This is a genomic window from Jannaschia sp. GRR-S6-38 (assembly GCF_029853695.1).
Taxonomy (GTDB): domain Bacteria; phylum Pseudomonadota; class Alphaproteobacteria; order Rhodobacterales; family Rhodobacteraceae; genus Jannaschia; species Jannaschia ovalis.
Window position 1 is genome coordinate 2,979,352 of sequence record NZ_CP122537.1, and the last position, 12,582, is coordinate 2,991,933.

A 12,582-nucleotide genomic window follows, 5' to 3' on the forward strand; every position below is an offset into this window, starting at 1 on the left:
GCTGTTTGGTCCATCCGGGCGGATGGCGCAAGGGCCGCGCGCCGTCAGGGCGCGCGGCCTGGGGCCGGGCGGATCACTCCGCCGGGTGGGCCAGCTTGTCGCCGCCGTCGCGGCGCTTCATGCCGACGACATTGGCCTTACGGTCGTGTCCGGTGAGCTTGAGCGCGTCGGTGAGTTCGGCGAGGTCCTTGCGCAGGCGGTCGAGCTGCTTCTCGGCCATGCCTTCCTCGACCGAGACGGCCTGCATCCAGCGCTTGATCTCCTTCACGGTGGCCTGCGCCATCGAGATGCGCTGACGGTAGTCCTCCACCTCGGCCTGACGCTGGCGCAGGAAGGAGCGCGCGCGCTCGACCTTCTCGTCGGAATAGATCTCGGCCAGCTCGTGGCTCTCCACGCTCATCTGCGCGGCGACCTGGAGCACGTCATGCTCCAGCTCCGCCAGGTCGGGATTGGCGCGCATCCATTCCAACCGCTCGCGCATGGCGTCGAATTCGCGGCTGAGCTGGAAGGTCCCCTCGCGGTCGGCGCGGTGGACGTATTCATAGGCGTGGGCGACATCCTCCATCGAGAGGTGGAAATCGCGATTCGTCAGCTCGAACCGGCGGACGCGGGCGTTGCTGGGCAGGAAGCCCATCAGGACCAGCAGAAGGCCGGTCAGGCCGATCTGGACGATCATGCCGCCATTGACGATGCGTTCGCCCCCGATGGCGATGGGCAGCTCGATCCAAGGCAGCAGGCCACCGAACGCGGCGCCGGTCGCGGCGGCGAGGCCCAGCGTCGCCACCACGAGAAGTAGGGTGCATAGCTGTTGCAGAACGTTGGTCGCAACGGCGACGGAATAATACTGTTTGTTCATAGCCGAACCCCCGTCTGGCAATCGATCATCGGGTTTCTTGGCTGCTCGAATGTTCAGCTTAGCAGAAATCCGCTCATCAAACGCAACGAATTATTAATTTGTTTCACCCCGAATTCGCGAATCCGGCGGATTCACCTGACAGGCTGGGCCGAAAAAGGCCCCGTCTTGTCAGGACGTTCCGTCCCGATAGCTGCGCCGGTAGCGCGCGCCGAGCGAGGTGAGCATCTCGTAGCCGATGGATCCGGCGGCTTCGGCCAGGTGGTCCACGCCGCGATGCGGGTCGAGCACGCGCAGCGTCTCGGGGTCGCGGTCGAGATGGCCGATATCGACGGTCAGCAGATCCATCGAGACGCGTCCCACGACGGGGCAGGGGACGGGGCCGGCCATGACCTCCACCCCCGGCGACAGCGCGCGGTGCAACCCGTCCGCATAGCCGCCCGCGACGGTGGCGATGCGGGTGTCGGACTTCGCGGTCCAGGTGGCGTTGTAGCCCACCGGCTCGCCCGCGGGGACGTCGAAGCAGGTGATCACCGGCAGGTCGAGCGACACGACCGGCTCGGCCGCGGCATAGGGCAGGCCGCCATAGAGGCCGATCCCGGGCCGGGTCATGTCGAAATGATAGGGCGAGCCTAGAAGCGTGCCGCCGGTGGCCGCCAGGCTGCGCGGCACCGAGACGCCGTCGGTCATCTCGTGGAAGCGCTTGAGCTGCGCGGCGCTCTGGTCGCTGTCGGGGTCGTCAGCCGAGGCCAGGTGCGACATGATCAGCACCGGCCGCGCGCGCAGCGCCAGCTCGGCCACGGCGGCCCAATCCGCCATCTTCAGCCCCAGCCGGTTCATGCCGGTGTCGAGCTGGAGGCCGAAGGGCTTCTTCGGCAGCGCCTCGAGCTGGCGGGCGATCTGCTCGATGGAGCAGAGCATCGGCACCAGATCCGCGCGTTCGATCGTGGCCGTGTCCCCGACCATGTGGCCGTAGAAGACGTAGATGCGCGGCTCGGGCCCCAGCACGCGGCGCAGCTCCAGCCCCTCCTGCGCGGTGGCGACGAAGAAGGCCCGACAGCCCGCCTTGAAGAGCCGCGGCGCGACCTGCGCCACGCCCAGCCCGTAGGCATCGGCCTTCACGCAGGCGCCGGTCTCGCAGCTGGCGGCGGAGCGGCCGTCGAGCGCGCGCCAATTGGCGGCGATGGCTTCGAGGTCGATATGGAGGGAACCGGTCGGCATTGCGGCCTGATGGGCGCGGGGGGAAGCGGCGTCAAGCGAGCGCGCGCGGCCTCAGCGCTCCCCCTGCCACGGCTTGACCAGGTTGCCGAACCGCGTGAAGCGCCCCTCGAAGCTCAGGTCGACCGTGCCGATGGGGCCGTGGCGCTGCTTGCCGATGATGACCTCGGCCTTGCCGTGGACGGCCTCCATCGCGGCCTGCCAGTCGGCCATCTTGTCGAGCTGGTGCTCGCCGGGCTTCTCGCGCTCTTTGTAATATTCCTCGCGATAGACGAACATCACCACGTCGGCATCCTGCTCGATCGAGCCCGACTCGCGCAGGTCCGACAGTTGCGGGCGCTTGTCCTCCCGGTTCTCGACCTGGCGCGACAGCTGGGACAGGGCCACGACGGGGATCTGCAGCTCCTTGGCGATGGCCTTCAGGCCCTGAGTGATCGCCGAGACCTCGTTGACGCGGTTCTCGCCGAAGCCCGGCGCCTTCACCAGCTGCAAATAATCGACGATCAGCAGGTCCAGCCCATGCGTCCGCTTCTGCCGCCGGGCGCGCGCGGCGAGCTGCGCGATCGGCAGCGCCGGCGTGTCGTCGATATAGAGCGGGCAGGCTTCAAGCGCCTTCGCCGCCTCGACGAAGCGGCGGAACTCGGCCTCGGTCATGTCGCCCTTGCGGATCTGCTCGCTGGGCACCTCGGCGGCCTCCGACAGGACGCGCGCGGCCAGCTGCTCGGCCGACATCTCCAGGCTGTAGAAGCCGACGACGCCGCCCTCGACCGCGCCTTCGCGCCCGTCATGGGTGATGCCGCGGCGATAGGCTTTGGCGATGTTGAAGGCGATGTTGGTTGCCAGCGAGGTCTTTCCCATCGACGGCCGCCCGGCCAGGATCAGCAGGTCCGAGCGGTGCAGCCCGCCCAGCTTCTTGTCCAGATCGACGAGTCCGGTCGAGATCCCGGCGAGCCCGCCATCGCGCTGATAGGCGGCGTTGGCGACGTCGACGGCTTCCTTGATGGCCTTCAGGAAGGGGATGAAGCCGCGCTCGGTCTTGCCCTGTTCGGCCAGCGAATAAAGCCGCGTCTCGGCTTCGACGATCTGGTCGGCCGGCTGGCGCTCCACCGTCACGTCGCAGGCTTGCGCCGCGATATCCCTTCCCAGCCCGATCAACTCGCGGCGGATTGCGAGGTCGTAGATCAGCTGCGCATAGTCCCGAACCGCGTAAGCCGCGATGGCCGAGGCGGCGAGTGTCACCAGATAGGCCGGCCCGCCCAGCGCCTTCAGGCCCTCGTCCTCCTCCAGATAGGCCTTCAGCGTCACCGGCGAGGCCAGCGCGTTGCGCTGGATCATCGCGGCGCAGAGATCGTAGAGCCGGGCATGGACGGGATCGAAGAAATGCTCCGACCGGATCAGATTCGAGGCCGTGTCGAACAGGTCGTTATTGGTCAGGATCGCGCCGAGAAGCTGCTGTTCGGCCTCGATATTGTGCGGCAGCGCGTCTTCCGCCGCCGCCGGTGAACCCTGATCGAGTCGCGCCACGCTGTTCATCTGTCTGCCCCGCTCTTGCCCGGCTTCCTCCTAACCCGCGCGGGCGCGTCGGGCAACGTGGAGGAAAGCTGTGGACAGATTGTGAGCGGATCGGATCCGGATGAAGAACGATGCGTAACCGTCGGAAATTATTTGGAATGCTTCTCTTGCCAGCCGCGCGGATCGTTCAGGAACGCCTCGACCCCGGCGAGCGTCTCCGCGTCGAAGTGACCCTGCGCCTTCGCCTCGGCCAGGACGTCCCACCAGGTGGCGAGGGCGTGCAGCGCGACGCCATGATCGCCCAGCGTCTTCGTGATTTCGGGGAAGATGCCGTAGCTGAAGATCACGCCCGTATGTGCGCAACTCGCGCCCGTCTCGCGGATCGCGTCGACGAAGCTCAGCTTCGAGCCGCCATCGGTGGTCATGTCCTCGATCAGCAGGACGCGCTGGCCCTCGGTCATCGCGCCCTCGATCCGCGCGTTGCGGCCGTAGCCCTTCGGCTTCTTGCGCACATAGGTCATCGGCAGGCCCAGCCGCTCGGCCACCAGAGCCGCGAAGGGAATGCCCGCCGTCTCGCCGCCCGCGACGTTGTCGAAGGCCTCGAATCCCGCCTCGCGCATCACCGTCACGGCGAGGAAATCCATCAGCGCGGATCGGATGCGCGGGAAGGAGATCAGGCGCCGGCAATCGATATAGGTCGGGCTGGGCAGGCCCGAGGCCAGGGTGAAGGGCTCGCGCGCGTTGAAATGCACCGCTTTCACCTCCAGAAGCGCGCGGGCGGTCAGGCGGGCGATTTCCTCGGGCGGGGGAAAGGCGGTGGGGATCATGGGCGTCTCTCGGGGATGGGGGCCGATCTTTCGGCCGAAAGATCGGGTCTAGCGGACATGCCAGCGAAGCGGGTGGCCCGGATCGAACAGCGTGACGGTCTGGCCATGGCCCTCGATCCGTGCGGGCAGGTCGAGGGGCGCGCCCTTCTCCAGCGTGATCCTGTCCTCGTTGACCGGAAGGCCGTAATGGGCGGGCCCGTGCAGCGAGGTGAAACCCTCAAGCCGGTCCAGCGCGGCCTCCTCCTCGAACACATGGGCGAGGCAGGGGAGCGCATGGGGCGCGGTGAAGCAGCCGGCGGCGCAGCAGGTCGCCTCCTTGGCGTGGGTCGGGTGCGGCGCGCTGTCGGTGCCCAGGAAGAACTTCGCCTCGCCGCTGGTGGCCGCGGCCCGCAGCGCCGCCTGGTGCGTGTCGCGCTTGAGGATCGGCAGGCAGTAGAAATGCGGCCGCATCCCGTGGGACAGCATGTCGGTTCGGTTCGCCATCAGGTGCTGGACGGTCATGGTCGCGGCGATGTTGTCGTGCTCGCGCACGAAGGCCACGGCCTCGGCGGTCGTGACATGCTCCAGCGTGATCTTCAGCGCGGGGTGGGCCGCGCGCAGCGGGGCGAGCGTGCGGTCGAGGAAGGCCGCCTCGCGGTCGAAGACGTCGCCATCCGTCGTCTCGCCATGGATGCAGAGCGGCACGCCCGCCGCCTCCATCGCGGCCAGCACCGGGCGCACCTTCTCGAAATCGCGCACGCCGGAGGCTGAGTTCGTCGTGGCCCCCGCGGGATAGAGCTTCACCGCCGTGACGATCCCGTCGCGATGCGCGGCGACCACGTCGGCGGGATCCGTCGTCTCGGTCAGGTAGAGCGTCATCAGCGGCCCGGCGAAGCCCGCCTCGCAGACGCGGTCGCGATAGGCGGCGGCCTGCGCGCCGGTCACCACCGGCGGCACGAGGTTGGGCATGATGATGGCGCGGGCGAAATGACGGCTTTCGGGCGCGACCAGCTTCAGCATCTCGCCGTCGCGCAGATGCAAGTGCCAGTCGTCGGGGCGTCGGATGGTCAGGCGGTCCATGCGCATCGCCTAGCGCGCCCCCGCGCCCTTGACCAGCGCCCGGGCCTTCGAACGCGCCCACCCATTGCGCGGGGCCCGGCGCTGGGCGATTGTCGGGGCGCTCGACCATAGCCCGCAGCAAGGAGGGTCCGCCCATGATCCTGATCAACCTCATCGTCGGCATCCTCGCCGGGCTGGCCGTCCCGCGCGCCGAGAAGGTGCTGAAGGACTGGGCCGAAAGCATTTGGCTTGGAGACATGCCGATCTCGGATCACGAGTTCGACCTGGCCGCGCTTCTGGTCATCCTGATGCTGGCTGCGGTGGTCTGCGCGATCCTGGGCGTCGATTCGTCGGCCTTCATGCTCGCCTTCGGCGCGCTGGTGGGCCTCTTCGGCAAGCGGCTCTGGACGCGCATCCAGCGGGGCGAGCCCTGAGCGGCGCGGCGATCCTGCGCGCGGCGGGTCTCGCGGCGGGCCTGTCCTGCCTGGCGCTCGCCGGTCGCGCCCAGGACGAGGGCGACCCGCAGGTCGATTGCCGCGCCCCCGACCTGACGCAGCCGGAACTCAACGCCTGCGCCGAAGAGGCGTGGCGGGTAGCGGATGCCGAACTGGACGAGGTCTTCCGGCTCGCCCTGACGCGCGCGCGGGTCATGGATGGCGAGAATGCCCGTGCGGGGATCGAGACGCCGCTCACAACGGTCGAAGCGCTCCAGGCCGCGCAGGACGCCTGGGAGCCCTATCGCGACGCCGCCTGCGCGGCCGAGGCGATGCTGGCGGCGGGCGATCCGGCCCAGCGAACGGTCGGGGCGATCTGCCTGCTGCGGCTGACGCAGGCCCGGATCGCGGATCTGCAGCGCTTCGGGATGGAATAGGCCCGGCGCCTAGGCGCCCGACGGGACCGTCTTCCAGAACAGCCGCTCGAAATTCCGCTCCGTCGCCGCGGCGAAATCGGCATAATCCATCCCGAAGATCTCGGCGCCCCTGCGGGCGGTATGCGCGACGAAGCCCGGCTCGTTGCGCTTGCCGCGATGAGGCGGGGGCGCGAGATAGGGCGCGTCGGTCTCGACCAGGATGCGGTCGAGCGGCGCGGCCGAGAAGATGTCGCGCAGGGCGCCGCTCTTCGGGAAGGCGGCGATCCCCGACATCGACAGGTAGAAGCCGAGGCCCAGCGCCGCCTCGGCCAGTGCGGGCCCCGAGCTGAAGCAATGCATCAAGCAGCCGAAGGCCCCGGCGCCGTGCTCCTCGGTGAGGATGCGCGCCATGTCGTCATCGGCGTCCCGCGCGTGGATGATCAGCGGCAGCTTCGTGCGGCGGGCGGCCTCAATATGGATGCGCAGGCTCTCCTGCTGCAGGTCCTTGCTGTCGGCGGTGTAGTGATAGTCGAGCCCGGTCTCGCCGATGCCGACCATTTTGGGATGCGCGGCCAGCGTCTCCAGCGCCTCGACGGAGGCCAGCGGCTCGTCGGCGGCGGACATGGGATGGGTGCCGGCGGCCCAGAAGACGGGGGCATGCGCCTCGGCCAGCGCGCGGACCTGGTCGGCCTGCCGCAGCTTGGTGCAGATGGTGACCATGCGGTGCACGCCGGCGGCGGCGGCGCGGTCCAGGAGGTCGGGAAGCTCGCCCTCGAATTGCGGGAAATCGAGATGGCAGTGGCTGTCGGTGATGCGCGGTTCCATGGCGGCGCAGCTAGGCCGCAGGACGGGCGCGTGCAAGTCGGACGCGCCGGGTCAGGTCTTGCGCGCCTGCGCGTCGATCCGGGCCAGGGCGTCCCAGACGATGGCGACCGGGTCCACGTTGACGGCGCGGGCGTGGCCGGCGCGGTCGCCGATCTCCTGCGCGAGCCGCGCCCAGTCGCGCGCGGCGGCATCGTGGGGCGACAGGCGCGCCAGCACCTCGGCCTCGGCGCCGTCGCCCGGCCCCAGCAAGCCCGCGCGCGCCGCGCGGTAGAGCAGGCGGTCTACGGCATCGAGGACCATCTGCAACCGGTCCGTCCCGGCGCGGCCGGCGCAGCTTTCCGCCAGCTTGCGGGCCCGGGCCCGGTCCATCGGAGCGCGGGCGAAGAGGGCGGTCAGTTCCGCGTAGATCTCGGCCCCGCCTTCGGCCAGCGCGAGCGCCGCGCCGACAGACCCCTCGGCCAGCTCCGCCCCGGCCGGGTCGCCGCCGGCCTGCGCGATCGCCGCCACCAGCGCGTCATGGGGCAGGGGGGCCAGCCGCAGCACCCGGCAGCGCGACCGGATCGTCGGCAGAAGCCGCGCCGGCTGGTGGCTGACCAGCAGGAGCGTCGCCTGCGCCGGCGGCTCCTCCAGAAGCTTCAGGATGGCGTTCGCGGCGTTGGGGTTCAGCTCGTCGGCGGCATCGACGATCACGACGCGCCGACCGCCCGACGACATGGCGAAGAAGCCACCCAGCTTGCGCGCCTCCTCGACGGTGATTTGGGCCTGAAGGCGTTTCTTCTTCTCGTCCCAAGCCCGGCGCAGCAGCATCAGCCCCGGCTCGGACAGGGCGCGGATGCGGGGCAGGGCCGGGTGGTCGGGCGGCGGATCGAGGCTGTCGGTCTGTGCCGGCGGGTCGCAGAGCAGGAAGCGCGCGATCCGCCAGGCCAGCGTCGCCTTGCCCACCCCGCGCGGGCCCGTCAGCAGCCAGCCGTGATGCATGCGCCCGCCGTTCCACGCCTCGAGAAAGGCCGCCTCCGCCGCCTCCTGACCGAAGAGCCGCTCCGTCTCGCGCGGATGCGGCGCGTCGCCCGCGCGGTCGGGCTCGGGCAGGGCGTCGGCCGCGCTCACAGCGCCTCCGCGACCCGCGCGGCGACGATCTCGGCATCGGCCATGCCGTCGACGACGCGGACCCGCTCGGGAAAGTCGCGCGCCAGCGCCAGGAACCCGGCGCGCAGCTTCTCCTGGAAGCCCAGCCCGAATTCCTCGAACCGGTCCTCGCCCGAGCCGCGTGCCAGCCCGCGCTTGAGCGCGGCGGCGGGATCCATGTCGATGACAATGGTGCGGTCGGGCTCGCGGCCGATGACCAGCTCGTGCAGCCGGTCCACGAGGCCGCGCAGCTCGCCGCGCGTGGCGCCCTGGTAGACGCGGGTCGAATCGGCGAAGCGGTCGGTGACGACCCAGGCGCCGCGTTCCAGCGCGGGCCGGATCGTGCGTTCCAGGTGGTCGCGGCGGGCCGCGTTGAAAAGCAGGATCTCGGTTTCCGCCGACCAGCGGTCAGGGTCGCCCTCGACCAGCAGGCGGCGGATCGCCTCGGCCCCGTCGCTGCCGCCCGGCTCGCGGGTCAGGACGACCTCGTGGCCCCGATCGCGCAGGCGTTCGGCCAGCAGGCGTGCCTGCGTGCTCTTGCCGGAGCCGTCGATGCCTTCGAGCGAGATGAACATGCCCGCCCGCTTAGCAGGGGCCGCAGCCGGGGGGAACGGGGCGTCGCCTCGCGCGGCCGCCGATCACTCGAACCGCGACATGGCCGAGCCCAGCACGTCGCCCGCCACGCGCGAGCCCGCGATCTGGATGCGGCGAAGCGGGCCCGCACGGGCCACGTCGGCGGCGGCGACGAGCTGCACCTCGCGCGGCGGCAGGCCCGGATGGCTCAGCGTCAGCGTGGCGACCGGGTCGCCGGCCGCGATGGGGGCGGCGATCGGGCCGTCATAGGTGATCTCGCCCTGCACGGGCTGGCGTCCGGTCACCGGCAGGAGCCAGGTCACCGGCTCGGCCGGCACCAGCGGCACGGTCGCGGCCTGTCCCATGAAGACCTCGGCCTCCATCACCGGGCCGGGCCCGTTGGAAAACAGCTCGTGCTCGGCATATTGCCGGAACGCCCAATTGACGATGCGCTCGCTCTCCTCGGCGCGGGCGCGCTCGCTCTCCATCCCGGAGATGACGAAGGTCACGCGGCGGTCGCCCTGCACGGCCGACCCGACCAGCCCGTAGCCCGCCTCCTGCGTGTGTCCCGTCTTCAGCCCGTCGGCCCCGATATTGAGGCGCAGAAGCGGGTTGCGGTTGAAGCGGTTCGAGGGCGAGCGGCCGTCGAAGGCGAACTCGGTCTCGGCGAAATAAGGGTAGTATTGCGGGAACTCGGTGATCAGCCGCTCGGCCAGGATCGCCAGGTCTTCCATCGACATCACGTGACCCGGCGCGGGCCAGCCGTTCGAGTTGCGGAAGACGGAATTCTCCATCCCCAGCTCGCGCGCCCGCTCGGTCATCATCTGCGAGAAGCCGTCCTCGGTCCCGTCGGGGCTGAGCGCCTCGGCCAGAACGGCGGTCGCGTCGTTGCCCGACAGCACGACCACGCCGCGGATCAGGTCCTCGACGCTGACCCGGTCGCGCGGGTCGAGGAACATGGTCGAGCCGCCATAGCTCGCCGCGCTCTGCGAGACCGGAAGCTCGGTCTCGAGCGACAGCCGGCCGTCCTCGAGCGCTTCGAACACCATGTTGAGCGTCATCAGTTTGGACATGGAGGCGGGCGGCAGCGGCACCTCGGCGTTCTTCTCCAGAAGCACCGTGCCGGTGTTGTGGTCGATCACGAAGGCCGAGCCCGCGGTCGTGGAGAACTCCTGTGCCGCTGCCGGCGCGGCGAGGATCAGGGCGGCGATCAAGGGGCGGAGCATTTCAGCTTCTCCGATAGGTCGTTTCGGTCCGGGTTGCGGACGATATGGGACTTAGCTTCGGACGGCGAAAGCGTCGGTGAAGCCCAGATCCTTCGCCTTGCGGATAACCGCCGCCCGGTCGCCCGCGCTGGTCGCGGGGCCGACGATGACGCGCCAGAAGGTGCGCCCGCTGCTCTGCTCCTCGACCACGGTGGGCAGCACGCCCGCACCCGACAGGGCGGTGGCGGTGTTGCGGGCATTCTCCTCGACCGAGAAGATGCCGATCTGGACATAGGCCTGGTCCAGCCCCGCGACGGGGGCGGGGGCGCGCGTGGGCGTGCCCGAGGCGGTGGTGGCCAGCGGCGTGGTCGCGACGCTGGGCGCGGCGGCGGTGGCCACCGGCGTCTCCGTCCCGTCCGGGATCAACCCGGATGGCACCGGGTCGACCGCGGGCGCGGTGTCGCGCGCGGCGCGGCGCTGGTTGCCGCCGAAAAGGCGGCCGAAGAAATTGCCGCGCGGCCGTTCGGGCATCGCGGCGGGCTCGATCATCGGCGGCTCCGCGGCGACGTCAGCGTCGGCATCGGAGGCGTCGAGCGCGGCCATCGCGGTCGAAACGATCGCCTCGGCCTCGTCGAGTTCCGGCTGCGGTTCGGGGGCGGCGGCGGTCTGCACGATCTCTTCCTGCGGGGCGGGCGCGGCCTCGGCCAGCTCGGGCGCGGAGACGGCGGGCGCGGCCACGGGGTCCGGCACCTCCTCGCGGCGCAGCGCCACGATATCCAGCGTCGTCGGCGCACCGGCCAGAACGCCCAGCGCGGCGGCCGCGTCCGAGGAGAGCTGCAGCACCGGGCCGGGATTGGCGCGTTCGCGCTTGAACAGCGCGCCGATGACGAAGCGGCCGTTCTCCTCGTTGCGGATGATGACCCGTTCGGGATCGGTCACGTCGGGTGCGGCGACCCAAACGCCGCCCAGGCTGGGCCGGCCATCCCAGAGCGCGCGGTCGGTGGTCTGGAAGACCTCCGGCGCCTCGACGTCGCGTTCGATCAGCTGGACCGAACTGCCGACGGGCGCGGCCCGCGTGGCGTCGCTGCCCGCATTGGCCAAGGGCCCCGCCTGGCAGCCTGCCAGAAGCGCGATCAACGCCGCGCCGGAGAGATAACGGTAGGTGGAAACGGGCGCGCGCGCCCCGATGGTTGCCTGTCGCACTGTCCTGCGCCCCGTGCTCTGCTCATGCCCCGGCGGTCCGTTGATCGAACCTGCCGTGGCATGACCCTAGCGCAGCTTGGCGAATCTGTGAAGCCCGTGGTTTCAGGCCCCGGTATCGGCGGCGATCGCCTCGAAGATGTCGGGCATCTTGGTCTTCACCTTGAAGTAGCCGGCATGGGCGTGCGGCCAGGCCGCCGCGTCCCAGTCGCGCAGCGGCTGAAGCGGGGCGAGCTCGGTGCCCGCCAGCGCGTCGCGCACAGGGCCGGTAGGCAGGTGGGGCGCGACGAGATGGTCGAAGCCCTTCGCCCAGGCCGCGATCTCGGCCGGGTCGTCGGTGACCGGGCCGGTGCCGTCCAGCCGCGTGGCGGCATCCTCGGCCAGCGCGCGGGTGAAGTCGCGCACCTGCGTGGCGACGGTCAGCGGCGAGCGGCCCTGCGGCTGGATCAGCACGGCCACGTCGGCAGGCTCCAGCCCGCGGGCCAGCAGGAAATCGGGATGCAGGTCGTCTTCGTGCAGCAGGAGCCCGATCCGGCCCGATGCGGGCAGGCTGTCGCCTTCGGGCGTCGGGCCCGGCTCGGGCGCGGGCGGGGCGTCGGGGATCGGGGCCTCGGTCGCGAGCTGGTGGCCCAGTGTGCGGGCGTCGTAGCGGTCGTCGGTGTATTTCGCGATGTTTGAGGCGCGGGCGCGGTAGGGCTTGCCGTTGGTGTGCAGCCCCGCGACCCAGCGCCAGGACAGCGTGTTCGACGCCGGGTCGCCGTCCAGAAGGTGGCGGATGAAGAAATCCGCGCCCAGCGCCCAGGGCAGGCCCAACGTGTGGATCCAGATCGAAGCGAACCACATCCGCGCGTGGTTGTGCAGATAGCCCGTGCGCGCCAGCTCCGCCGCCCAGTCGTCAAAGGGCGCGATCCCGGTGCGGCCCTCGCAGGCGGCTTCCCAGCCCTTGCGCATCCCGCTCTCGGTCGCGAGCCGGTCCTGGCCCGCGCGGACGGCGCGGCGATACTGGTCCCAGAGGCCCGGGCGGCGTTCCAGATGGCCCTTGAAATAGGTCCGCCAGACCACCTCGGAGAGGAACTTCTCGGCCGTCGCGGGGGCGAAGCGTTCGAGCACCGCGCCCGCGACCTCCGCCTCGGTCAGGGCCCGGTGGCGCAGCCAGGGCGACAGGGTCGAAACGTTGTCATGGCCCGGCCGATCGTGGTTGCGCTCGGCGGCATAGGTCCTGCCCGCGCGCGGCAGGAAGGCCTCCAGCCGGTCCAGGCCGGCCTCGCGCGTCGGGGTGAATGTCGGGTCGGCGGGGAGAGTGTCCTTCATCGCCCGCGACCTAGCGCGGGCCCGAGCGGGGGCCAGAGACGAGAA

General features: G+C 70.5%; 13 protein-coding genes. 2 read left to right on the plus strand and 11 right to left on the minus strand.

The window, feature by feature from the left end:
* Positions 1 to 73 precede the first annotated feature (73 nt).
* From P8627_RS15400 to pyrC, 5 genes are all read right to left on the minus strand, one after another.
* The gene (locus P8627_RS15400) at positions 74 to 856 is read right to left on the minus strand and encodes a DNA repair protein (protein ID WP_279965140.1); all 783 of its coding nucleotides are present in this window, start codon (positions 854 to 856) and stop codon (positions 74 to 76) included.
* Between the two features lie 168 nt (positions 857 to 1,024).
* The gene (gene alr / locus P8627_RS15405; RefSeq protein WP_279965141.1) at positions 1,025 to 2,074 is read right to left on the minus strand and encodes an alanine racemase; all 1,050 of its coding nucleotides are present in this window, start codon (positions 2,072 to 2,074) and stop codon (positions 1,025 to 1,027) included.
* Positions 2,075 to 2,125: 51 nt separating this feature from the next.
* The gene (locus P8627_RS15410; protein WP_279965142.1) at positions 2,126 to 3,604 is read right to left on the minus strand and encodes a replicative DNA helicase; all 1,479 of its coding nucleotides are present in this window, start codon (positions 3,602 to 3,604) and stop codon (positions 2,126 to 2,128) included.
* A 128-nt stretch (positions 3,605 to 3,732) separates the two neighbouring features.
* Positions 3,733 to 4,410: an orotate phosphoribosyltransferase gene (locus tag P8627_RS15415; protein ID WP_279965143.1), complete on the minus strand. Its 678-nt coding sequence runs from the start codon at positions 4,408 to 4,410 to the stop codon at positions 3,733 to 3,735.
* 48 nt (positions 4,411 to 4,458) lie between these two features.
* Positions 4,459 to 5,469 (minus strand): dihydroorotase, encoded by a 1,011-nt coding sequence (gene pyrC, locus P8627_RS15420; RefSeq protein ID WP_279965144.1) that lies wholly within the window; start codon positions 5,467 to 5,469, stop codon positions 4,459 to 4,461.
* A 134-nt stretch (positions 5,470 to 5,603) separates the two neighbouring features.
* On the opposite strand from pyrC, the gene P8627_RS15425 reads away from it, so the two are divergent.
* Positions 5,604 to 5,882, plus strand: a complete 279-nt coding sequence (locus tag P8627_RS15425) for a hypothetical protein (RefSeq protein ID WP_279965145.1) — start codon at positions 5,604 to 5,606, stop codon at positions 5,880 to 5,882.
* A gap of 113 nt (positions 5,883 to 5,995) precedes the next feature.
* Positions 5,996 to 6,319, plus strand: coding sequence for a lysozyme inhibitor LprI family protein (locus P8627_RS15430; protein WP_347882302.1), 324 nt, complete (start codon positions 5,996 to 5,998; stop codon positions 6,317 to 6,319).
* A 9-nt stretch (positions 6,320 to 6,328) separates the two neighbouring features.
* Here P8627_RS15430 and P8627_RS15435 read toward each other — a convergent pair whose 3' ends face one another.
* The 6 genes from P8627_RS15435 to P8627_RS15460 form a co-directional block, all read right to left on the minus strand.
* Positions 6,329 to 7,123 (minus strand): TatD family hydrolase, encoded by a 795-nt coding sequence (locus P8627_RS15435; protein WP_279965146.1) that lies wholly within the window; start codon positions 7,121 to 7,123, stop codon positions 6,329 to 6,331.
* Between the two features lie 51 nt (positions 7,124 to 7,174).
* Entirely contained in the window at positions 7,175 to 8,230 is a 1,056-nt protein-coding gene (locus P8627_RS15440; RefSeq protein WP_279965147.1) for a DNA polymerase III subunit delta', read from the minus strand.
* Entirely contained in the window at positions 8,227 to 8,823 is a 597-nt protein-coding gene (gene tmk, locus P8627_RS15445; protein WP_279965148.1) for a dTMP kinase, read from the minus strand. The genes P8627_RS15440 and tmk overlap by 4 nt, the downstream gene beginning before the upstream one ends.
* A gap of 63 nt (positions 8,824 to 8,886) precedes the next feature.
* Positions 8,887 to 10,047, minus strand: a complete 1,161-nt coding sequence (locus tag P8627_RS15450; RefSeq protein ID WP_279965149.1) for a D-alanyl-D-alanine carboxypeptidase family protein — start codon at positions 10,045 to 10,047, stop codon at positions 8,887 to 8,889.
* A gap of 51 nt (positions 10,048 to 10,098) precedes the next feature.
* Positions 10,099 to 11,229, minus strand: a complete 1,131-nt coding sequence (locus tag P8627_RS15455; protein ID WP_407932952.1) for an SPOR domain-containing protein — start codon at positions 11,227 to 11,229, stop codon at positions 10,099 to 10,101.
* Between the two features lie 102 nt (positions 11,230 to 11,331).
* On the minus strand, positions 11,332 to 12,537 hold the full coding sequence (locus P8627_RS15460) for an FAD-binding domain-containing protein (RefSeq protein ID WP_279965150.1): 1,206 nt from the start codon (positions 12,535 to 12,537) through the stop codon (positions 11,332 to 11,334).
* Positions 12,538 to 12,582: the final 45 nt, after the last annotated feature.

Bases quoted from the DNA above. Each gene is read 5' to 3' on its own strand.
- P8627_RS15400 (WP_279965140.1), bottom strand. From the start codon at position 856: ATGAACAAACAGTATTATTCCGTCGCCGTTGCGACCAACGTTCTGCAA.
- alr (WP_279965141.1), bottom strand. From the start codon at position 2,074: ATGCCGACCGGTTCCCTCCATATCGACCTCGAAGCCATCGCCGCCAAT.
- P8627_RS15410 (WP_279965142.1), bottom strand. From the start codon at position 3,604: ATGAACAGCGTGGCGCGACTCGATCAGGGTTCACCGGCGGCGGCGGAA.
- P8627_RS15415 (WP_279965143.1), bottom strand. From the start codon at position 4,410: ATGATCCCCACCGCCTTTCCCCCGCCCGAGGAAATCGCCCGCCTGACC.
- pyrC (WP_279965144.1), bottom strand. From the start codon at position 5,469: ATGGACCGCCTGACCATCCGACGCCCCGACGACTGGCACTTGCATCTG.
- P8627_RS15425 (WP_279965145.1), top strand. From the start codon at position 5,604: ATGATCCTGATCAACCTCATCGTCGGCATCCTCGCCGGGCTGGCCGTC.
- P8627_RS15435 (WP_279965146.1), bottom strand. From the start codon at position 7,123: ATGGAACCGCGCATCACCGACAGCCACTGCCATCTCGATTTCCCGCAA.
- tmk (WP_279965148.1), bottom strand. From the start codon at position 8,823: ATGTTCATCTCGCTCGAAGGCATCGACGGCTCCGGCAAGAGCACGCAG.
- P8627_RS15450 (WP_279965149.1), bottom strand. From the start codon at position 10,047: ATGCTCCGCCCCTTGATCGCCGCCCTGATCCTCGCCGCGCCGGCAGCG.
- P8627_RS15460 (WP_279965150.1), bottom strand. From the start codon at position 12,537: ATGAAGGACACTCTCCCCGCCGACCCGACATTCACCCCGACGCGCGAG.